Genomic DNA, 21,265 nt, shown 5'->3' on the forward strand with positions numbered 1-21,265 from the left:
AGGCAGCGTGCCAGCAGCTTCAGACACGGACCGATCAAGGCGATGCAGACAGGCAGGAACACCAGCAGTTGCAGGGCGCTCAACTGCAGCGGCAGCAGCACCAGGTGATAGAGGGCGTAGTTGAGCAAGGTTGCGGCCAACATCACCGACGTGCTGGCAATGCCCAGCGCATGCAGCCGACACCGCTCCAGCGGCGGGGCCCGCAGCAACGGATCGACAGCCAGCGGCCAGTGCAACACGATGTTGTTGATCAGGGCGGCGCTGACGAGGATGAGGAGAAGATCGGTCATTGATCGTGCCGGGCAAGCGTATGGAATGAATTATCCGGCAAGCGAACGGGTCGTACTAGCCACGAAACGTCGCGGGCCACGAAGATCGTGGCCCGCGAGGTCAGGCAGGATGGGGTTACTTGATCCGCTGGCCGGGCTTGGCGCCGCTGTCCGGGCTCAGCAGGTAGATCTCCTCGCCGCCGGGGCCGGCGGCCATGACCATGCCTTCGGAGATGCCGAAACGCATTTTGCGCGGTTTGAGGTTGGCGATCATCATGGTCAGGCGACCTTCCAGCTCGGCCGGGTTCGGGTAGGCGCTCTTGATCCCGGAAAACACGTTGCGTTGCTCGTCACCGATGTCCAGTGTCAGGCGCAGCAGCTTGTCCGCACCCTCGACCGCCTCGGCCTTGACGATCAGCGCGACGCGTAGGTCGACCGCGGCGAAGGTGTCGAACTCGATCTCAGGCGACAGCGGGTCCTTGGTCAGTTCGCCGTTGCCTTGTGGGGCGGCGCTGCCGGTGTCGGTCTGGCTGGCGGCGAGATCTTCCTTCGAGGCGTCGGTCATGGCCTGAACTTTTGCCGGGTCGATACGGGTCATCAGCGGCTTGAACGCGTTCAGTCGATGGTTGGCCAGGAGGCTGGCGTGGTCGTTCCAGGTCAGCGGCGGAACGTTGAGGAACGCCTCGGCATCGGCGGCCAGCAGCGGCAGCACCGGCTTGAGGAAGATGATCAACTGACGGAACAGGTTGATACCCGCGGCGCAGACGGCCTGGACTTCATCCTGCCTGCTTTCCTGCTTGGCCAGGGCCCAGGGCGCCTTGTCGGCGATCCAGGCGTTGGCGCGGTCGGCCAGGGCCATGATCTCGCGCATGGCGCGGGCGAAGTCGCGGCTTTCGTAGGCTTCGGCGATGCTCGGGGCCGCGGCGCGGAACGCCTCGGTCAGATCGGGAGCGGCGTCGCCCGCGACCAGCACGCCGGCATTGCCCTTGTGGATGAAACCGGCGCAACGGCTGGCGATGTTCACCACCTTGCCGACCAGGTCCGAGTTGACCTTCTGCACGAAGTCGTCGAGGTTCAGGTCGAGGTCGTCGACGCCCTTGCCCAGCTTGGACGCGTAGTAGTAGCGCAGGTACTCGGGCGACAGGTGGTCGAGGTAGGTACGGGCCTTGATGAAGGTGCCTCGGGACTTGGACATCTTCTGGCCGTTGACGGTCAGGTAGCCGTGCACGTTGATGCCGCTCGGCTTGCGGTAGCCCGCGCCTTCGAGCATCGCCGGCCAGAACAGGGCGTGGAAGTTGACGATGTCCTTGCCGATGAAGTGATACAGCTCGGCCTTGGAGTCCTTGCCCCAGAATGCGTCGAAGTCCAGCTCCGGACGGCGCGCGCAGAGGTTCTTGAAGCTGGCCATGTAGCCGATCGGCGCGTCCAGCCACACGTAGAAATACTTGCCCGGCTCATCCGGGATCTCGAAGCCGAAGTACGGCGCATCGCGGGAGATGTCCCATTCCTGCAGGCCGCTGTCCAGCCATTCGGCGATCTTGTTCGCCACCGCGTCCTGCAGCGTGCCGCTGCGGGTCCAGCCCTGCAGCATGGCCTGGAAGTCCGGCAGCTTGAAGAAGAAGTGCTGGGATTCCTTGAGCACCGGCGTGGCCCCTGAAATCGCCGACTTGGGGTTCTTCAGGTCGGTGGGGGCGTAGGTGGCGCCGCACTTTTCGCAGTTGTCGCCGTACTGGTCCTCGGTACCGCATTTCGGACAGGTGCCCTTGATGAAGCGGTCGGCCAGGAACATCTGCTTTTCCGGGTCGAAATACTGGGTGATCGCCCGGTTGGCGATGTGCCCCGCATCGCGCAGGCGCAGGTAGATCTGCGTCGACAGCTCGCGGTTTTCCTCGGCATGGGTCGAGTGGAAGTTGTCGAAGTCGACCAGGAAGTCGGCGAAATCGCTGCTGTGCTCGCGCTGGACGTTGGCGATCAGCTGTTCCGGCGTGATGCCTTCCTTCTCGGCGCGCAGCATGATGGCCGAGCCATGGGCGTCGTCAGCGCAGACATAGATGCATTGGTTGCCGCGGTGCTTCTGGAAACGCACCCACATGTCGGTCTGGACATACTCGACCATGTGGCCGAGGTGGATGGAACCATTGGCATAGGGCAGGGCGCTGGTGACGAGAATCTGGCGTGGCTCGGACATGGGGCTCGGCTACTTGAAGTGAAACGAAGACCCGACACTATAAAGCCCCCGCACACATAATTCATCCTTTAGTGGTGAGCAAACCGTGGCGAACGGGCTTGCCCGCGCTGGGGTGCGAAGCGGCCCTGAAACCGCTTTACACAGCCCCCCGTTTGACCTGGCTTGCCGGTTTTGCGACTGCTTTGCAGTCGAGTGCGGGCAAGTCAGTTCGCCACAAACATGCCTGCGTGCGCCAGAACGGTTACGATAGCTGTCTGTTTCACTCAGCCTTTTTCGGGAGTTGCCCATGAGCGCAGTCAACCGCGCAGCGGTGGAAGCCGTCCTTCGCCAGTACACCGATCCTTATCTGAACCAGGACCCGCTCAGCGCCGGGTGCGTGAAGGCCATCGACATCCAGGCCGATCGGGTCAGCGTCCGCCTCGAACTGGGTTACGCCGCCGGTCTGTTCAAGAACGGCTGGGCGCAGATGTTGCAATTGGCCATCGAAGGCCTGGACGGCGTGGCTTCGGCCAAGGTCGAGATCGACTGCGTGATCGCCGCGCACAAGGCCCAGGGGCAGGTCCCGGGCCTGGCCAACGTGAAGAACGTGGTGGCGGTGGCCTCCGGCAAGGGCGGGGTGGGCAAGTCGACCACGGCGGCCAACCTGGCGCTGGCGCTGGCCCGCGAAGGGGCGAAGGTGGGCATTCTCGACGCGGACATCTACGGCCCGAGCCAGGGCGTGATGTTCGGGATCGCCGAAGGCACCCGGCCGAAGATCAGGGAGCAGAAGTGGTTCGTGCCGATCGAGTCCCTGGGCGTGGAGGTCATGTCCATGGCCTTCCTGACCGACGACAACACACCGATGGTCTGGCGTGGCCCCATGGTCTCCGGGGCCCTGCTGCAACTGGTGACCCAGACCGACTGGGGCAACCTCGATTATCTGGTGATCGACATGCCGCCGGGTACCGGCGACATCCAGCTGACCCTGGCGCAGAAGGTCCCGGTGGCCGGCTCGGTGATCGTCACCACGCCGCAGGACCTGGCCCTGCTCGATGCGAAGAAGGGGGTGGAGATGTTCCGCAAGGTGAACATTCCGGTGCTGGGCGTGGTGGAGAATATGGCGGTGCACATCTGCTCGAACTGTGGCCATGCCGAGCATCTGTTCGGCGAAGGCGGTGGCGAGAAGCTGGCTTCGCAATACGGCGTCGAGCTGCTGGCCTCGCTGCCGCTGTCGCTGGTGATTCGTGAGCAGGCTGACGGCGGCAGGCCGACCGTGGCGGCCGAGCCGGACGGGCAGATCGCCATGGTCTATCAGGAACTGGCCCGGCATGTGGGGGCACGGATCGTCCTGCAGGAAGCGGCGAGCCAGGCGTTGCCGAATATCACCATCAGCGACGATTGAACCGTCGGGTTGACTCCGCCCGCTGGTGGGCGGGCTTTTTGTGGCGAGCGGGCTTGCCCGCGCTCGACTGCAAGGCAGTCGCAAAACCAGGCAACCCGATAGGGCTGATATATGCGGGATGCAGGTTTCAGGGCCGCCCTGCGGCCCAGCGCGGGCAAGCCCGCTCACCACAAAAGCCCGCTGATCATGAAAGCTCGTGTGCCACGAAAATGTTTCATCGCCTTGGAAGGGAAAACACCCAGGCACAAAAAAGCCCCGCCTCTCGTGAGAGAGCGGGGCTTTTTGCTGGCTCAGGACAAGTTAGATAACTTGAACTTCTTCAGCTTGCATGCCTTTCTGACCGCGGGTAGCGATGAAAGAAACCTGCTGGCCTTCTTTCAGGGTTTTGAAACCGTCAGCCTGGATGGCTTTGAAGTGTACGAACAGGTCGTCACCGGATTGTGGAGTGATGAAGCCGAAGCCTTTTTCATCGTTGAACCACTTGACGGTACCGGTTTGGCGATTAGACATTTGATGTCTCCTTGGACAAAGTTAACTGCGACTCAGGAAACGCCCTGGCCGAGACTGAGTGCAAAGAGCAGGAAAAATTCTTGGAGATGGTTGGATCGAAATTCAACATCGTGGAGAGATTCTCAGTGACACAAGCAGCACAGTGGCGCCACCTTAACCCTTTTTCCAGAACGTGCCAATGGTCTTTGCCAAGGTTTCGCCGATTTCGTGACTGACGGCGTCCCGTACTGCCAGAAAGCGCCCGCCACAAGGGCTTTGGCCGGGTTTGGCGGGGGTATCCGGGGCAGCTTTTTGAGGCAAATCGCCCCCCGGTCTTTGAACCCGGCGATGCGCCCCGGTAAGATGCCCGGCAGAATTTCTCCACCTCGCTATTTCAGGACACCCGCCATGAGCATCAAATCGGACAAGTGGATTCGCCGCATGGCGCAAGAGCACGGCATGATCGAACCCTTCGTCGAGCGCCAGGTGCGGGGCGAAGGCGCCGACCGGCTGATTTCCTTCGGCGTGTCGAGCTATGGCTACGACGTGCGTTGCGCCGACGAGTTCAAGGTGTTCACCAACATCAATTCGGCGACCGTCGATCCGAAAAACTTCGACGCCGGCAGCTTCGTCGACATCAAGAGCGATGTCTGCATCATTCCGCCGAACTCTTTCGCCCTGGCCCGTACCGTCGAGTACTTCCGCATTCCGCGCAACGTGCTGACCATCTGCCTGGGCAAGAGCACCTACGCCCGTTGCGGCATCATCGTCAACGTGACCCCGCTGGAGCCGGAGTGGGAAGGCCACGTGACCCTCGAGTTCTCCAATACCACCACCCTGCCGGCGAAGATCTACGCCAACGAGGGCGTGGCGCAGATGCTGTTCCTGGAGTCCGACGAGGAATGTGAAGTCTCCTACAAGGACCGTGGTGGCAAGTACCAGGGCCAGCGTGGCGTGACCCTGCCGCGCACCTGACCGGCGGACGGTCAGCCCGAGGGAATTCCTGGGCGCTGGTGCACTCTACTGGGTGTACCGTTCCGGTTGGCGCAAGGCTGACCGGACCCTATCGCCCAGGAGTCGCCCATGAAGATCGATCCTAGCATCAGTGCCGAACTGGCCAGACTGGAACCCAATCAAGTGGGCCTGCTGGCCTGGTCGTTGCTCGCCCACCCACAGACCCTGATGGGCGGCATTCCCGGCCAGCCCGAACCCGATACCCCCAACGAACAGCCCACCGAGCCGGGCGAACCGGTCTTGCCCGACGAACCGCCACCGGCTCCTGTCGCCTGATCCATGGCCGACTGGACGGCCGCGTGCCGTCCAGGGGTCGCCTGTTCCAGTCCTTGCAGGTAGTCTGCGCCAGTGCCATCAACGCGCACTCACGGATATCAGACAATAAAAAGGGCTGCCCATGACGTTTTCCATTCCCCTGAGATTTTCCCGGCTCCTGCTTTCGGCGCTGCTGGTCGCCACCCCGTTGGTCGAGGCTGCCGAGCTGGCGCAGGGTGCTGCGCCGATGCAAGTGGTCGGTCGGCTCGACCGGATCATTCAGCAGGGTGTACTGCGAGTCGGCACCACGGGTGACTACAAGCCCTTCAGCTACAAGAGTGGCGAGCATTTCATCGGCCTGGACATCGAGCTGGCACAGGAGCTGGCGCAATCGATGGGGGCGAAGCTGCAGTTGGTGCCGACGACCTGGCCGACGCTGATGAACGATTTGCAGGCGGACCACTTCGACCTGGCGATCAGTGGCATCTCGGTGAACATGGAGCGCCAGAGGCAGGCATTTTTTTCACAGCCGTACCAGCGTGATGGCAAGACACCGATCACCCTGTGCTCCCGGCAGCAGGCCTTCCAGACCCTGGAACAGATCGACCAGCCGCAGGTAACGGCCATCGTCAACCCGGGCGGTACCAACGAGAAGTTCGCCCGGGCCAACCTGAAACAGGCGCGGATCATCGTGCATCAGGACAATGTCACCATCTTCCAGCAGATCGTCGACGGCAAGGCCGACCTGATGATGACCGACGCGGTGGAGACGCGCCTGCAGGAGAAGCTGCACCCGCAGTTGTGCGCGGTGCATCCGGACCAGCCGTTCGATTTTTCCGAGAAGGCGGTGCTGTTGCCGAGGGATATCGTGCTCAAGCAGTACGTTGACCAGTGGCTGCACCAGGACATGGAAAGCGGGCGGTTCGCCAAGCGCATGCAGAAGTGGCTGGCCTATCCGTGGCAGGCTGCCCATAACTGAGGCAGAGCGTGATGGCCTCTTCGCGGGCAAGCCACGCTCCTACAATATTGCGCCGTACACGTATTCCGGGCATGGCAGCAACCCCTGTAGGAGCGTGGCTTGCCCGCGAAGAGGCCCTGAAACCTTCCCCAATTACTTGAGGTTACCGCTGAGGAACTGCCGCAGCCGCTCGCTCTGCGGGTTGCCCAGCACGTCCTCGGGCGCTCCCTGTTCTTCCACCAGCCCCTGGTGCAGGAACAGCACCTGGCTCGACACCTTGCGGGCAAAGCTCATTTCGTGGGTCACCATGATCATCGTCCGGCCTTCCTCGGCCAGGCCCTGGATCACCTTCAGCACTTCGCCCACCAGCTCCGGGTCGAGGGCCGAGGTCGGTTCGTCGAACAGCATCACTTCCGGCTCCATCGCCAGCGCCCGGGCAATCGCCACCCGCTGCTGCTGGCCACCGGAAAGAAACGCCGGGTACTGCTCGGCGACCCGCGCCGGCAGGCCGACCTTGTCCAGGTAGCGGCGGGCGCGGTCCTCGGCTTCCTTGCGATCAACGCCCAGCACCCGGCGCGGCGCCATGGTGATGTTCTCCAGCACGCTCATGTGGCTCCACAGGTTGAAGTGCTGGAACACCATCGCCAGGCGGGTGCGGATGCGCTGCAGTTCGGCTTCGTCGGCGACGCGCATGCCATGTCGGTCGCTGACCATGCGGATCGCTTGGCCGTCGAGGCTCATGGCGCCGTCATTGGGCGTTTCCAGGAAGTTGATGCAACGCAGGAAGGTGCTCTTGCCCGAGCCGCTGGCGCCGATCAGGCTGATCACATCACCGGTCTTGGCCTTGAGCGAAACGCCCTTGAGCACCTCGTGGTCGCCATAGCTCTTGTGCAGGCCTTCAATGGTCAGTTTGTACATGGGTACCTCAAGGGGAAAGTAGATAGCCGCTGCGATAGGCCTCGCGGCCGGCGACATGGGCGATGACCATGCCGGCCGTCGCCATGCGGCGCAGCGAACGGGCGTAGAGCAGCCCCGTGGTATTGCTGTGGACAGGGATGACCCGGTCACTGATCGGGTCGATGACTTCGGCGATCAGTTGCCCGGCCTCCAGGTATTCCCCTGGCAGGGCGTGGAACACCAGCAGGCCGCCAAGCGGTGTGGCCACCGGCTCGACCCCGGCCAGCGGCGTGGCCGGATAGCGCAGGGCCGGTGGCGGCGCGATCTCGCCATCGATCACCCCGAACTGGGTCAGGTAGTCGAGAATCGCCTGGCAATCCTGGCTCGCCAGCGGGTGCGTGACGTCGCCCTGGCCACGCAGTTCGACGGTCACCGAGAAGCTGCCCATGGGCATTGCGAAGCGCTCGCCGAAGCGTTGCCGCAGGTCCCACCAGAGCAGGGTGAAGCACTCGTCGAACGACTGGCCGCCGGAGTCGGTGGCCAGCAGGCTGGCTTGGGAACCGATGTAGCGCGCCAGCGGCTCGACCTGCGGCCAGGCCTCGGGCGTGGTGTACAGGTGGGTCACCGCCTCGAAATCGCAATGCAGGTCGAGCACCATGTCGGCGTCGCAGGCGATCCGTTGCAGCGCCAGGCGCTGGGATTGCAACTGGGTGGCCGGGACCTCGGCGGCCAGGGCCTCCTTCAGCTCACGGCGGATCAGCAGCAGGTTGTGCCGTGGGTCATCGTTGAGCTGTTGTTCGATGCGGTTGCCGATTTCTTCGCTGAGGTCGACGAACCAGCGGTTGAAGTTCTGCCCGCTTTCCAGTTCGTAGCGGCCCAGGGGCACATCCATCAGCACCTGTTCCAGGCCGACCGGGTTGGCCACCGGCACCAGAACGATCTCGCCACGCAGGCGGCCGGCCTGTTCCAGCTCGACCAGGCGCTGCTTGAGGTGCCAGACGACCAGCATGCCCGGCAGTTCGTCGGCATGCAGCGACGACTGGATATAGACCTTGCGTTCGGCCTGTTCCGGGCCGAAGTGGAAACTGTGGATCTGACGTGCTGTACCCGGTACGGGCGCCAGCAGGTCATGAGTGACATGACGCATGGGAAAGTCCTAGTGAGCCGGGCCGAGGAAGGCCAGCCAGCGGCGTTCGGCCAGCCGGAACAGGCCGACCAGGGTGAAGGTGATCGCCAGGTAGATCACCGCGGCGATGCCGAACGACTGGAAGGTCATGTAGGTCGCCGAGTTGGCGTCCCGGGCGATCTTCAGGATATCCGGAACGGTCGCGGTGAAGGCCACGGTGGTCGAGTGCAGCATCAGGATCACTTCGTTGCTGTAGTACGGCAGCGACCGACGCAGGGCCGACGGCATGATCACATAGGCGTAGAGTTTCCAGCCGGTGAGGCCGTAGGCCTTGGCCGCCTCGACCTCGCCGTGGTTCATGCTGCGGATCGCCCCGGCGAAAATCTCCGTGGTGTAGGCGCAGGTGTTCAGGGCGAAGGCGAGAATGGTGCAGTTCATCGCATCGCGGAAGAACGAGTTGAGCAACGGCTGGTTGCGTACCGCCTCCAGGCTGTAGATCCCGGTGTAGCAGATCAGCAACTGGATATACAGCGGCGTGCCGCGGAACAGGTAAGTGTAGAACTCCACCGGCCAGCGAATGCGGCGCCTGGGCGAGACCCGGGCGATCGACAGCGGGATCGAGAGCAGGAAACCGATGAAGATCGAGGCGCTGAGCAGCCACATCGTCATGGCCAGGCCGGTGATGTGCTGGCCGTCGCTGTAGAGGAACGGACGCCAGTATTGTTCGAGCAGTTCGATCATCGTACGGCCTCCCGGCTGCCCGCGGCATAACGCCGTTCAAGCCAGCGCAGGACATAGTTCGAGGCACTGGTGATAAGTAGGTAGATCAAGGCGGCGAGCACCAGGAAGTAGAACAGTTGATAGGTGCTCTTGCCCGCATCCTGGGCGGCCTTGACCAGGTCGGCCAGGCCGATGATCGAGACCAGCGCGGTGGCCTTGAGGATCACCATCCAGTTGTTGCCGATCCCTGGCAGGGCGAAGCGCATCATCTGCGGAAAGGTCACGAAGCGAAAGCGCTGGGCGCGGGTGAGCCCATAGGCGGTGGCGGCTTCGAGCTGGCCGCGTGGCACGGCGAGTATCGCGCCACGAAAGGTTTCGGTGAAATAGGCGCCGTAGATGAAGCCCAGGGTGATGACCCCGGCGGCGAACGGGTCGATCTCGATGTAGTCCCAGTCCATGGCATCGGTCAGGCTGGAGAGCCAGGTTTGCAGGCTGTAGAAAATCAGCAGCATCAGCACCAGGTCGGGTACGCCACGGATCAGCGTGGTGTAGATCTGGGCCGGCAGGCGCAGCAGGCTGATGCTGGAAAGCTTGGCACTGGCGCCGAGCAGGCCGAGCAGTACGCTCACCAGCAGCGACAGAATCGATAGTTTGATGGTCATCCAGGTGCCTTCCAGCAGAATCGGGCCGAAGCCTCTCAGGCTGAAGGCGGAGAGCCCCAGGGTTTGCAGGAGGTTGTCGAACATGAACGTGTGCCTTTGGCCGTCAGGAAAGCGCCCCCTTTGCAGGGGGCGCCCAGGGGATCACTTCCCGCTATACAGGTTCAGGTCGCCAAAGTGCTTCTTCTGGATTTCGGCGTATTTGCCGTCCTTGTGTAACGCTTCGATACCTTTGTCCAGCAGTGCCTTGAGGTCCTTGTTACCTTTTTTGATACCGATCGCGGTCTTCGATGGCAGCAGAGGATCGTCGATGGCCTTGCTGACTTCGTAGCCGGCGCCGGCTGGCGATTTCAGGAAGCCCAGTTCGGCCTGGAGCATGTCCTGTACCGAGGCGTCGAGACGGCCGGAAGTCAGGTCGGCGTAGACCTGGTCCTGGTTGGCGTAGGCCTTGGTGGTCACGCCGGCCTTGTCCAGCACGGCCTTGGCGTAGGCTTCCTGGATGGTGCCTTGCTCGTAGCCCACGGTCTTGCCCTTGAGGGATTCGGGGGTGGAGTAGTTCGCACCTTTTTTGAACACCAGGGACGTCGGGCCGGAGAACAGCTCGCTGGAGAAATCGATGGCCTTCTGGCGGGTTTCGGTCACGGTCATCGACGAGATCACGCCGTCGAACTTGTTGGCATTGAGGCCCGGAATCATGCCGTCGAAGTCGCTTTCGACCCATTTGCACTTGACCTTCAGCTCGGCACAGATGGCGTTGCCCAGGTCGATGTCGAAGCCGACCAGGCTGCCGTCAGCGGCCTTGGATTCGAAGGGCGCGTAGGAAGGGTCCACGCCAAAGCGCAGTTCCTTGTATTCCTTGGCCATGGCGACGCTTGCGCCCATGCAGAGAGCCAGTGCGGAAAGGGTCAGCAATGCTTTTTTCATTATTTAATCCCTGAAGACCAGAATGAGCGCTTGTGGCGCATTAAGTACTGTTACTGGAACGCGTATGACCGGATAAAAGTAGCAATTTCCGAACCATAGTCCCGAACAAGCGTTTCAAAAGGTAGGAATATGGCTACAAGCCAGCTCATGATGCCCGAAATCGGGCATCAGAAAACAAGCGCACAATATTGGTGCGGTAAATGGGCGGGGAGGTGGGCATCACAGGGCCGGGATTGTGTGATTTGAGGTGATGACCGGTGCCTGGTGCCTGGTGCCTGGTGCTGGGTGATGGGTGATGGGTGATGGGTGATGGGTGATGGGTGATGGATGATGGATGATGAGGGATGAGGGATGAGGGATGAGGGATGATGAGGGATGAGGGATGAGGGATGAGGGATGAGGGATGAGGGATGAGGGATGTGGCGAGCGGGCTTGCCCGCGCTGGGCTGCAGAGCAGCCCTAAACGAGACTGTCAGATTTTTTGTGTTCGGGCCGCTGGGCTGCAGAGCAGCCCCTAAACCTTCCCGCGCTGTGCCAGGGAGAACCGGTCGCCAGGTTTACGGCTGCTTTGCAGCCGAGCGCGGGCAAGCCCGCTCGCCACAATCATCGCAACCGCAACCGCAACCGCAATCCCTGCTTCGCGCGCCGGACCTACTTGCCCGGGGTCAGGGTCAGGCGACTGGTGCCGTAGGCCCTGTCGAGGTTCTGCGGCTGCATCGGGAAGCTGACGTACTGGGCCTTCAGCCAACCATCCAGGCCGTTGGCGTAGTACGGGCTGGCCGGGTTGCCGGACTGGCCGGGGCTCTGCTGGCCGCTCATGGGTTCGATCTGGCCGAAGTCGACGATCATCCGCACGGCGGGAGCCAGGACCGTCTCGAAGCTGTCGCCGCCCCACAGGTAGGCCGTGGTGTTCAGGGTGGTGTGGTCACCGCCGACCTGGACCGGGCCACGCAGGCTCTGACCGCTGGCGCTCTTCCAGTCAAGACGATGCAGCTTGCCCCACTGCCAGGCCTTGTGGTCCGTGCCCAGCTGGCTGTCACCGGCGCTGATCGCGGCAGCCAGACTGCGAGCGAGGATCGCCGGCTTGTCTTCCTTCTGCGGGGTGCGGCTGTCGTCCCAGAACGGGCTGTCCTCACGCCCGAGCAGGTGATCGGCCTGGGCCGAGTAGGACAACCGGCCGTTGGCGATGAAGGCCTGCCACACCGGACCGTTTTCCGGGCCGAGCTTGTCGAGGAAGATCTGCTTCAGGCTTTCCTGCAGGAACAGTTCGTACAGCGCGGCGTCGGCCGAGCTTGGGCTGAGCTTGCCGTCGAAGGCCATCAACCGGCTGAGGGCTTCACGCGCCTTGGCGCGTTCGGCTTGCGGCAGCGCGTCGATGGCCTGCTTGAGCGGCTGGGCCATGCCCGGGGCCTGGAACATCTTCTTCAGCTTGTTGGCGAAAGTGGTGCTCTGGTCGTACTGCATGGCGATGGTGCTGCGGGTGTCCTGCTTGCCGGCGCTGGCCAGTTGCGCGAGGCGCTCGCCACGCTCCGGGTAGTACCAGGAATTGGACAGTTGCATGCCGTAGCCCTTGGCCGCTGTGCGCTGGTTGGCGGTGCCGAGCCAGCCTTGCGGCGGGGTCTGGTCGTACGGGTGCAGCATCGCGTCGGCGTAGCCGTCCCAGTCGAAGCGGCTGTCCCAGCCCGGTGAGGGGAGCAGGCCTTCGCCTTCGCGGCGGTTCGGATAGCGGCCAGTGACCTGCCAGCCGATGTTGCTGGCGTCGGCGAAGATCATGTTCAGGGCGATGGCGCGGATTTCCCGGCTGGCGTCGGAGGCCTTCTCGGCATTCTGTGCGCGGGACAGGTCGAAGAACGCATCGAGGCTCTTGTCGTCCTTGAGCGGCGCAGTCTGCAGGGCCAGGCCGTAGCCTCCGGCCAGCGGTGCGTCGCCCAGGGCACTGTTGAGCAGCGGGCCGTGGCGGGTTTCGTAGACGGTCTCGCGGATCGAGCGCTGACCCTTGATGAAGTAGGTCTCGTTGCGCACGATGGCCGGCAGCCATTTGCCGTCGGCTTCGTAATACAGCGCATTGCCCTGGCGCTTGAGCTTCTCGAGGAACAGGTCCTGGCTGTCGCCCGGCACTGCCGCCAGGCTCCAGGCGACCTTGCCGTTGAAGCCGGAGAGAATCGCTGGCAGGCCGGCGACCGACAGACCGGCGGCCTGGTACTTCGGGGCGCGGATCTGCACGTAGTTCCAGGCGGCGGGAGCGTTGGTCGGTTGCTGCAGGTCGGCGGCCAGCAGGCTCTTGCCACTGCGGCTGCGTTGCGGGGCGATGGCCCAGTTGGTCGAGGTGCCGGCGCCGAAACCGTTCAGGGCGCTGACCTGTGCAGAGGCCTTGTCGACGACGGCGAGACCGCTGACCTGGCTCAGCGCGATGCCCTTGAGTTTGTCCGTCTCGGCCTGTGGCAGCGGCTCGTCAGGAGCGCTCGGGGTCAACCAGGCGAGCTTGTCGATCCCGACCTTCTGGGCGATCACCAGCGAGGAAATCTCTTCCGGCAGGTTGGCCGACAGTTGGAAGTTCAGCAGGCAGAAAATCAGCGCGGAATCCTCCGGCTTCCAGTATTCGGGCAGGTAGCCGGTGCGGGCCAGGTCCGGTGGCAGCCTGTCGCGATAGCGGAACAGGTAGGCGTTGACGCCACGGGCATAGACCTCGAAGAAACGCTTGAGGCGCGGCGAGGCGGCGTTGTACAGCTCGCCGGCACTTTTCTTCAGGTTGACCGCGCGCATGAAACGGTCGGTATCCAGGGCTTCGGCACCGTTCATTTCCGCCAGGCGGCCCTGGGCCAGCAGGCGCAGGGTGACCATCTGGGTGATGCGGTCGCTGGCGTGGACATAACCCAGGGTGAACAGTGCGTCATGGAAGCTGTTGCTTTCGATCAGCGGCATGCCCAGGGTGTTGCGGCGCACCGAGACGTTCTGAGCCAGGCCCTTGATCGGCTGCACGCCGGAAGTCGGTGGCAGGCTGTCCCGGGCGTTCCAGGACTGGCAGCCGGCCAGGCCGAGCAGGCCTGCCACGGCGGCGGCGACGCCACATTTTTTGAAAAAGTGAGGGTAGGCTGGCGAGGCCATGGCAAGGCTCCTGCGGGGGTAGCGTCAGTAAAGGCGCTACGTTAGTGAGCGGGACCAGGCCGCGCAAGACGGGGGCCGCGGTTATTTTGCGGTTTTATGCGATCCTGTCGGTTCTTGTCGGACAGGGAGCGAAAGAACGATGACCACCAGGGTATGTGCCGCACTGATCGTAATCGATCAGCAGCAGGGCATCCTTCAGCCCCGGCTCGGGCCACGCAACAACCCCGCGGCCGAGGAGCGGATCGCCGAGTTGCTGGAACATTGGCGCGAACACGGCTGGCCCGTGGTGCACGTGCAGCATCTGTCCCGTTCGTCGGAATCGGTGTTCTGGCCTGGCCAGTCGGGGGTCGAGTTCCAGGAACGGTTTCGACCGTTGCCGGGTGAGTGGCTGATCCAGAAGGCGGTGCCGGATGCCTTTTGCGCCACGCGTCTGCAAGAGCGTTTGCAGGCGGCGCACATCAATGATCTGGTGATCGTCGGCGTGGCGACCCACAACTCGGTGGAGGCGACGGCGCGTACCGCGGGCAATCTCGGGTTCATCACCCGAGTGGCCGAGGATGCGTGCTACACCTTCGACAAGGCGGATTACTTCGGCCAGATGCGTACCGCCCAGGAGGTACACGCCATGTCCTTGGGGAACCTGCATGGCGAGTACGCGACGGTGGTGTCCGCCGCCGAGGTGATGGGCCGATAGGCGAGTTTGGCGGCAGCACATGGCTGTTGTAGGAGCCGGTTTGCTGGCGATAGCGGCTTGTCAGTCAACATCTTTGCTGACTGATACGCTGCTATCGCCAGCAAGCCGGCTCCTACAGGAACAGCGCGGGTTTCAAGGGACCTTATGCCAGGGAGACGGTCGACATGGGATCAGCCCATCGCCTCATCCACCAGGATTTGGAGGGTCTGCCGCGAACAGCGCTCGATCCGGGCCTGGACGCCATAGACCTCGGCGAACAGCCGCGTATCGAGAATGTCCTGCGGCGTGCCGCTGGCGAACAGTTGCCCCTGGCGCAGCACCGCAAGGTTGTCGGCGTAGCGGGCCGCGAGATTGATGTCGTGCAGCACCACCACGGCGATCAACCGGTGTTCACGTACCAGCGACTGCACGCAGGCCATGACCTTCAACTGGTAGTTGAGGTCCAGGGCGCTGGTCGGCTCGTCCAACAGCATCACCTGTGGCCGGCGGGCGATCAGTTGCGCCAGGCTGACCAGTTGGCGCTGACCCCCGGACAGGCTGCTCAACCACTGGTCCGCCAGGTGAGTGATCCCGATGCGCTGCAGGGCACTGAACGCTTCATCCAGGCATTGCCGGTGCGACAGGCGGCCGACGCGCAGGGCGGCAACCACGCTTTCCATGACGCTCAGGCTCAGGCCCGGCGGCAGGTTCTGCGGCATGTAGGTCACCCGTCGGGCGCGTTCCTCCACCGATAGACGAGCCAGATCCTCACCTTGCAGGCGTACGCTGCCGCTCATCTTTTCCAGGCCGGCGATCCCGCGCAACAGGGTCGACTTGCCGGCCCCATTGGGGCCGATCAGGGCGGTCAGCGTGCCCGGCTGCAAGATCGGCAGGCTCAGGTCGCGGACCACCTGGCGCCGGCCGTAGCCAATCACCGCATGCTCGACTGCCAGGCCCTGTGCTTGCTCACTCATAGTTGCCTCCCACGCTTGAACACCAGCACGACGAAGATCGGTACGCCCACCAGCGCGGTGACGATCCCCACCGGTACGACCACGCCGGGCATGATCAGCTTGCTGGCGATCGACGACAGCGAAAGCAGCAGGGCACCGACCAGGGCGCTGGCCGGCAGCAGGAAACGCTGGTCCTCGCCGACCAGGATGCGGGCGATGTGCGGACCGACCAGACCGATGAAACCGATGGTGCCGACAAAGGCCACCGCCGTCGCCGACAGCAGGCTGATGCGCAACAATGAAGCGAAGCGCAGGCGCTTCACATCGACGCCGAAACTCATCGCACGGTCCTCGCCCATGCGCAGCAGGGTCAGGCGCGGGGCTGCGGTGAAGGAGAACGGCATGACCAGGGCGATCACCAGCGCGAGAATGCCCAGCTTGTCCCAGTTGGCCCGGGTCACGCTGCCCAGGGTCCAGAAGATCAGTTGTTGCAGCACGTCTTCGGTGGCGACCAGTTGCAGCAGCGCCACTATCGCATTGCAACTGAAGACCAGGGCGATACCGAACAGCACCAGGCTTTCCACCCCGGCACCCCGCAGCCGCGACATGGCTTGCAGCAGGAAGACCGAGGCGGCGGCGAAGACGAAGGCCGAGACGGAGATGGCCGTATTGCTCGACAGCCAGGCGGTGGCGAGCGGGAACACGATCACCAGCGACGCGCCGAGGGCCGCGGCCGACGACACGCCGAGCGTGAAGGGACTGGCCAGCGGGTTGTTGAGGATCGCCTGCATTTCCGCGCCGGCCAGCGACAGCGCGCAGCCGACCAGCACGGCCATCAGGGTGTAGGGCAGGCGCACGTTCCAGATGATCACCTGGTCGGTCAGGCTCAGGTGACCGGGGTGCAGCAGGCCGTCGAGCAGGGCCGGCAGGCCCATGCCGGACGGGCCGCTGGCCAGGTCGATGAGCATCGCGCACAGCAGGGCGCCGCCCAGCAGCACCAGCAACCATAGGCGGCGCAGCAGGAGGCGGCGATAACCCTGGCTGGCAGCGGCCAGGTCCAGGGGTGAAGCGTTCAGGGATGGGGTCATCACGGTCATGCGGGCGGTACTCGGGTGTTGGCTGTTCACTGACTCTGTGGCGAGGGGGCTTGCCCCCGCTGGGGAACGCAGTTCCCCTGAAACCGGAAAACCCGGTCTATCCGATAGACCGAGTTCTCCGGTTTACGGCTGCCTTGCAGCCGAGCGCGGGCGAGCCCGCTCACCACATGGGATCGGTGTCGAAGCCATTCCGGCAGCCCTGTTCCTCAGGGTTGAAGTCGATTACTTGGCTTGCGCATCGATCCAGTACGCGCCCTTGATCGGGGTATCGAGGAACTGCTTGTTCATCGCCTCCAGGGTGTCCTGTGGATTCAACTGGGCGAACAGCTCAGGGTGGGTCCACTTGGCCAGGGCCTCGATCGCCAGCAGGTTGTACGGCGAGTTGTAGAAGTCATGCCAAAGGCCGTGGGCGTTGCCGCTGCGGATCGCCCGCAGGTTCTTGAACTCGGGACGTGCCAGCACCGTGTCGAAGGCCGTGCGGGCTTCGGTCTGGCTGACCCCGGCACCCAGGACCAGGCCCGGCTTGTGGTTGCCGGTGGCGACATACAGGTCCGGATCGGCCTTGAGTGCGTATTCGACGCTGACATCACCGAGAGCACCTGGCACCACGCCTTCGGCGATGTTCACGCCACCGACGGTACGGATCACTTCGCCCATGCCGCTCTTGCCGGTGGTATGCCCCGGTGCCTGCCAGGCGCCGGCCAGCAGCTCGAGGAAGACCTTCGGCCGCTGGCTGTCCGGCAGGTCGCCGACCTTGTCGGTGATGGCTTTCACGTGCTGGTCGTAGAAGTCCAGGTAGGCCTTGGCCTGTGCTTCACGACCGAGCGCCTGGCCGAGGGCGTCGAGGCTGGCGTGGGTGCCATTGATCGGGTTGATCCGGAAATCGACGAACAGCACCGCGATACCGGCCTTGGCCAGTATGTCGGCAACCGGGCTGTGCTCGGTCGGGCCGTGGCCGGAGATGCTGAACACCGCCAGGTCCGGCTTGAGGCTGAGGATTTCCTCGGCGCTGACGCTCTGCTCCGAGGCCTGGCCGATCAGCGGGATGTCCTTGACCTTGGGGAATTTGGCGACATAGGCGGCGTAGGTGTGCGGGTCGAGCAGGCGCAGGTCGTTCTGCCAGCCGACGATGCGCTGGAACGGTGCCTCGCGGTCGAGCAGGGCGAAGGCGGACATCAGCCGGCCTTCACCGAGCACCACGCGCTGGACGTGGTCCGGTACATCGACCTTGCGGCCCAGTACGTCGGTGACCTCATGGGCCGACGCCGCCGCAACGGGGACAAGCAGCAGAACGGTGAACAGGGCGCTCAGGCGCAGCAGCGCACGGGGTTTGATCATCACGGTTTCTCCGGGAGGGGCGGGCGGCGCATCAGACGTCACTCCAGCGCCGCAACAGGTTGTGGTAGGCGCCGCTCAGTTGCAGCAGCGACAGTTCGTCGGCGTGTTGCGCACTCAGGCGCTGGATCGCCACATCCATGTCCAGCAGCAGGCTGCGCTGGCTGTCTTCGCGGACCAGACTTTCGATCCAGAAGAACGCGGCGATCCGTTCGCCACGGGTGACCGGGTTGATCTGGTGCAGGCTGCTGCCGGGGTAGAGCACCAGGTGCCCGGCCGGCAGTTTCACGGCGTGTTCGCCGAAGGTGTCGCGGATCACCAGTTCGCCGCCGTCGTAGCTGGCCGGGTCGGCCAGGAACAGGGTGGCGGACAGGTCGGTGCGGACCCGCTCGCGCACGCCCTTGAGGCCGCGGATGGCGTTGTCGATATGCAGCCCGAACGACTCGCCGTCGCTGTAGCGGTTGAACAGCGGCGGGTAGATCTTCTTTGGCAGCGCGGCGGACATGAACAGGGCATTGTCCGAGAGCCGGTTGAGGATCCGCTCGCCGAGGCGGATGCCCAGTGCCGAGTCCTCGGGCAGTTGCCGGTTGTGCTTGACCCGCGCCGAGCCGAGCCCGGCGGTGGCCTTGCCATCGATCCACGGCTCGGCCAGCAGGCCCGCGAGCATGTCGCGGGTCTCCTCGGTGCTGAACAGTTCGGGAATCTCGATCAGCATGACTCAGAACTCATAATCGACACTCGCCGTCAGCGTGCGGCCGGCACCGGGAATGCCGTACAACTGGAAACCGTCCAGCGAGGCGCCGATCTGGCTGTAGTAGAACTTGTCGAAGACGTTGTTGAGGTTCAGGTTGAGCCGCGTCTGCGCGTTGATCTGGTACTGCGCCGCCAGGTTGTGCAGCCAGTAGCTCGGCGCCTTCTCGTCGTCCTTGACGTAGACCGCGTAGACGCCGGCCGGCCCGGTGGCGTAGCTGCTGTTGTTGTTCAGGCCACCGACGTACTTGTTGTCGCTGTAGCGGCGACGGCCGACGTAGTTGGCGCCGTAGCTCAGGCTCAGATCCTCGGTGACCTGGTAGGTGGTCCACAGGTTGGCGGTCAGGTCCGGCACGTTCTTGGCTTCGGAGCCTTTGTTGGCGCCCTTGGTCTGCACGCTCTTGAGCGCGGAGAAGCCGCTGTACACGGTCCATTGCGGGGTGAGGTTGCCCTGCAGGCCGAGTTCGACACCGTCGACACGCTTGGCCGGCAGGGCCCGCACCGGGGCGGTTTCACCGCTCTGGTACTCCCAGGAGTTTTCCAGCTCGGTGCGAAACAGCGCCGCCGTCACGTTCAACTGGTCGTGGAACAGGTCCCACTTGGTGCCGACTTCATAGGTCTTGGACTTGGCCGGCGAGTAGTTGCTGGTGGTCGAGGCGCCGTAGATCTGGTTGTTGGTCGAGGCGCCAATCGCCGAAGGCTCCGCCGCCTCGCTGTAGGAGGCGTAGAGGCTGCCGTTGGGCAGCGGCTTGTAGACCACGCCGGCGCGGCCGCTCAGGGCGCCGTCGGTGCTGTCGATATCGGCCTGGCCGCGCTGGGTGGTCTGGGCGCGCCAGTGGTCGTAGCGCAGCGAGCCGAGCACCTGCCACTGGTCGTTCAGGGTCACCGTGTCGCCCACGTAGAGACCGGCGTTGTCGATCACCGAGCGGGGTTCACCTTCGCCCTTGGTCACCCAGGTGCTGGCGAAGTCGTGCTGCGGGTCGGCCATATCGAAGAGCATGTCGCCGGCGGGAACTTCGGCATTGCGCTTCAGGCCACCGTAGGTCTCGTGGTACAGCTCCAGGCCACTGACCACCGCGTGGGAGAGGCTGCCGGTGTTGAAGCCGAAGCTGAAGTCGGTCTGGTTGTCGAGAATGGTGTAGCGCTTGGATTGGCCGTAGTCGGAGCCGCGCAGGATGCCATGGGCGGTGTCGCCGCTGGCGACGTAGCCGGGGTAGGCGTTGACCGTTGAGCCCGGTACCTGGCTGACCGGCCCGACGCCGGTGTAGCCCAGGGTTGCACAGCGGGTGCCGGTACAGGTCTTCTGGCCGTTGGCGTCGGCGGCGAAGAAGCGCGCCGGCGACAGCACCGCGAAGTTGTCGGTGCGTTCCCAGCGGATCTGGTTCTTCAGCCGGGCGTCGTTGTCGAAGTCATGTTCCAGGCGCGCTGTCAGCGACAGGGTTTCGGTCTGTTGGGTATACAGGCTCGAATCGCCATACCAGTTGGAGCGCTTCACGCCCGGCATGGTGTCGCCGTGGGTGCCGCGTTGGATCGGCAGGCCGCCGTCCGGGGTGTTGTTGTCCTTCTGGTAGAACAGGTCGACGAATACCCGCGTCGGCGTACCCAGGCCCATGCCCAGGGAGGTGGCCAGGCCCCAGCGGTCGTAGTCGACATCGTCGCGATCGGCCACCTGGTTGTAGTGGCGCATCAGGTTGAGGCGCACGGCGGTGGTGTCGTTCAATTCGTGGTTGAGATCGGCGGTGAGGCGCCGATAGTTGTCGCTGCCGACCCCGGCCGAAAGCTTGTTCCGGTCGCCCAGGTGGGCTTCCTTGCTGACCAGGTTGACGCTGCCGCCGACCGCCGCGATGCCCGACTCGATGGCCCCGGTACCCTTGAACACTTCGGCCTGCTGCAGGTTGAAGGTATCGGTACGGGTCGACATGCCGGCATCACGCACACCGTCGACGGTCAGGCTCTGTTCCGAGGAGAAGCCGCGGATCGAGAACAGGTCGCCCCAGCCCAGATTGCCTTCGCCGGACATGAAGGTAATGCCGGGTACGTTGCGCAGCACTTCCTGCAGGGTCTGCGCGTTCTGTTCCTTGAGCACCTGCTGGGGGACCACGGTGACGCTCTGCGGCGTGTCGAGCAGCGGCTGGCTGAGCTTGGCCGAGCTGGCGCGGTCGACCTTGAACGGCGAGCTGTACTCGCCCTCGACTTTCAGCTCCGGCAGCGTCAGGGCGCCCGATGTTTCGGTATCCTGGGCCATGGCGGAGTGCAGCGCGCCCATGGCCATCAGGCCGAAGACCGGTGCCAGGGAGCCTGGCAGGGACAGGGGTTGCAGACGTGAGGTGGAAGGCTGGGACGACGACGGCATGCGGGACAACCTGTGCTAAATTTAAATAAATCTTATTTAGATTCGGTAGTCTAAAGAGCCAGCCTCGGCGGACGGGTCGCGCTTTGTATTGGAATTGCATACAAGCGCGTCTCAACACA

Annotated in this window: 18 protein-coding genes and 1 pseudogene; 5 read left to right on the top strand and 14 right to left on the bottom strand. The window is 63.9% G+C overall.

Annotated features, from left to right (window positions below):
* Positions 1 to 290: pseudogene (locus tag K675_RS0106875) on the bottom strand (NADH:quinone oxidoreductase); the annotation flags it as partial.
* A gap of 115 nt (positions 291 to 405) precedes the next feature.
* Complete coding sequence (gene metG, locus K675_RS0106880) at positions 406 to 2,457, bottom strand: methionine--tRNA ligase (protein WP_017902775.1); 2,052 nt, start codon at positions 2,455 to 2,457, stop codon at positions 406 to 408.
* A gap of 286 nt (positions 2,458 to 2,743) precedes the next feature.
* Here metG and apbC point away from each other — a divergent pair, with 286 nt between their 5' ends.
* Complete coding sequence (apbC, locus tag K675_RS0106885) at positions 2,744 to 3,838, top strand: iron-sulfur cluster carrier protein ApbC (RefSeq protein WP_017902776.1); 1,095 nt, start codon at positions 2,744 to 2,746, stop codon at positions 3,836 to 3,838.
* 300 nt (positions 3,839 to 4,138) lie between these two features.
* On the opposite strand, the gene K675_RS0106890 is transcribed toward apbC, so the two are convergent.
* Positions 4,139 to 4,348, bottom strand: coding sequence for a cold-shock protein (locus K675_RS0106890; protein WP_017902777.1), 210 nt, complete (start codon positions 4,346 to 4,348; stop codon positions 4,139 to 4,141).
* Positions 4,349 to 4,735: 387 nt separating this feature from the next.
* On the opposite strand from K675_RS0106890, the gene dcd reads away from it, so the two are divergent.
* The 3 genes from dcd to K675_RS0106905 all read left to right on the top strand — a co-directional run bounded on the left by dcd (position 4,736) and on the right by K675_RS0106905 (position 6,575).
* Positions 4,736 to 5,302 (top strand): dCTP deaminase, encoded by a 567-nt coding sequence (dcd, locus tag K675_RS0106895; protein WP_017902778.1) that lies wholly within the window; start codon positions 4,736 to 4,738, stop codon positions 5,300 to 5,302.
* 108 nt (positions 5,303 to 5,410) lie between these two features.
* Complete coding sequence (locus K675_RS0106900; protein WP_017902779.1) at positions 5,411 to 5,617, top strand: hypothetical protein; 207 nt, start codon at positions 5,411 to 5,413, stop codon at positions 5,615 to 5,617.
* A 121-nt stretch (positions 5,618 to 5,738) separates the two neighbouring features.
* Entirely contained in the window at positions 5,739 to 6,575 is an 837-nt protein-coding gene (locus tag K675_RS0106905) for a transporter substrate-binding domain-containing protein (RefSeq protein WP_017902780.1), read from the top strand.
* A gap of 132 nt (positions 6,576 to 6,707) precedes the next feature.
* Here the strand turns inward: K675_RS0106905 and K675_RS0106910 are convergent, their stop codons facing one another.
* From K675_RS0106910 to K675_RS0106935, 6 genes are all read right to left on the bottom strand, one after another.
* Positions 6,708 to 7,472, bottom strand: a complete 765-nt coding sequence (locus K675_RS0106910) for an ABC transporter ATP-binding protein (protein ID WP_017902781.1) — start codon at positions 7,470 to 7,472, stop codon at positions 6,708 to 6,710.
* A gap of 7 nt (positions 7,473 to 7,479) precedes the next feature.
* On the bottom strand, positions 7,480 to 8,598 hold the full coding sequence (locus K675_RS0106915; RefSeq protein WP_017902782.1) for a succinylglutamate desuccinylase/aspartoacylase family protein: 1,119 nt from the start codon (positions 8,596 to 8,598) through the stop codon (positions 7,480 to 7,482).
* 9 nt (positions 8,599 to 8,607) lie between these two features.
* Positions 8,608 to 9,318, bottom strand: a complete 711-nt coding sequence (locus K675_RS0106920) for an ABC transporter permease (RefSeq protein ID WP_017902783.1) — start codon at positions 9,316 to 9,318, stop codon at positions 8,608 to 8,610.
* The gene (locus K675_RS0106925; RefSeq protein WP_017902784.1) at positions 9,315 to 10,043 is read right to left on the bottom strand and encodes an ABC transporter permease; all 729 of its coding nucleotides are present in this window, start codon (positions 10,041 to 10,043) and stop codon (positions 9,315 to 9,317) included. The genes K675_RS0106920 and K675_RS0106925 overlap by 4 nt, the downstream gene beginning before the upstream one ends.
* A gap of 57 nt (positions 10,044 to 10,100) precedes the next feature.
* Positions 10,101 to 10,880 (bottom strand): transporter substrate-binding domain-containing protein, encoded by a 780-nt coding sequence (locus tag K675_RS0106930; RefSeq protein WP_026144993.1) that lies wholly within the window; start codon positions 10,878 to 10,880, stop codon positions 10,101 to 10,103.
* 651 nt (positions 10,881 to 11,531) lie between these two features.
* Positions 11,532 to 13,985 (bottom strand): penicillin acylase family protein, encoded by a 2,454-nt coding sequence (locus K675_RS0106935; RefSeq protein ID WP_017902786.1) that lies wholly within the window; start codon positions 13,983 to 13,985, stop codon positions 11,532 to 11,534.
* Positions 13,986 to 14,124: 139 nt separating this feature from the next.
* On the opposite strand from K675_RS0106935, the gene K675_RS0106940 reads away from it, so the two are divergent.
* Positions 14,125 to 14,679, top strand: a complete 555-nt coding sequence (locus K675_RS0106940; RefSeq protein WP_017902787.1) for a cysteine hydrolase family protein — start codon at positions 14,125 to 14,127, stop codon at positions 14,677 to 14,679.
* A gap of 170 nt (positions 14,680 to 14,849) precedes the next feature.
* Here K675_RS0106940 and K675_RS0106945 read toward each other — a convergent pair whose 3' ends face one another.
* The 5 genes from K675_RS0106945 to K675_RS0106965 all read right to left on the bottom strand — a co-directional run bounded on the left by K675_RS0106945 (position 14,850) and on the right by K675_RS0106965 (position 21,146).
* The gene (locus K675_RS0106945; RefSeq protein WP_017902788.1) at positions 14,850 to 15,632 is read right to left on the bottom strand and encodes an ABC transporter ATP-binding protein; all 783 of its coding nucleotides are present in this window, start codon (positions 15,630 to 15,632) and stop codon (positions 14,850 to 14,852) included.
* Positions 15,629 to 16,708, bottom strand: coding sequence for a FecCD family ABC transporter permease (locus tag K675_RS0106950; protein WP_017902789.1), 1,080 nt, complete (start codon positions 16,706 to 16,708; stop codon positions 15,629 to 15,631). The genes K675_RS0106945 and K675_RS0106950 overlap by 4 nt, the downstream gene beginning before the upstream one ends.
* Positions 16,709 to 16,930: 222 nt before the next feature.
* On the bottom strand, positions 16,931 to 18,046 hold the full coding sequence (locus K675_RS0106955; protein WP_017902790.1) for an ABC transporter substrate-binding protein: 1,116 nt from the start codon (positions 18,044 to 18,046) through the stop codon (positions 16,931 to 16,933).
* A 31-nt stretch (positions 18,047 to 18,077) separates the two neighbouring features.
* On the bottom strand, positions 18,078 to 18,758 hold the full coding sequence (locus K675_RS0106960; protein ID WP_017902791.1) for a Fe2+-dependent dioxygenase: 681 nt from the start codon (positions 18,756 to 18,758) through the stop codon (positions 18,078 to 18,080).
* Between the two features lie 3 nt (positions 18,759 to 18,761).
* Positions 18,762 to 21,146, bottom strand: coding sequence for a TonB-dependent receptor (locus K675_RS0106965; protein WP_017902792.1), 2,385 nt, complete (start codon positions 21,144 to 21,146; stop codon positions 18,762 to 18,764).
* Between the last annotated feature and the right edge of the window lie 119 nt (positions 21,147 to 21,265).

It is taken from the genome of Pseudomonas fuscovaginae SE-1, assembly GCF_000364705.1.
GTDB classification, from domain to species: domain Bacteria; phylum Pseudomonadota; class Gammaproteobacteria; order Pseudomonadales; family Pseudomonadaceae; genus Aquipseudomonas; species Aquipseudomonas fuscovaginae_A.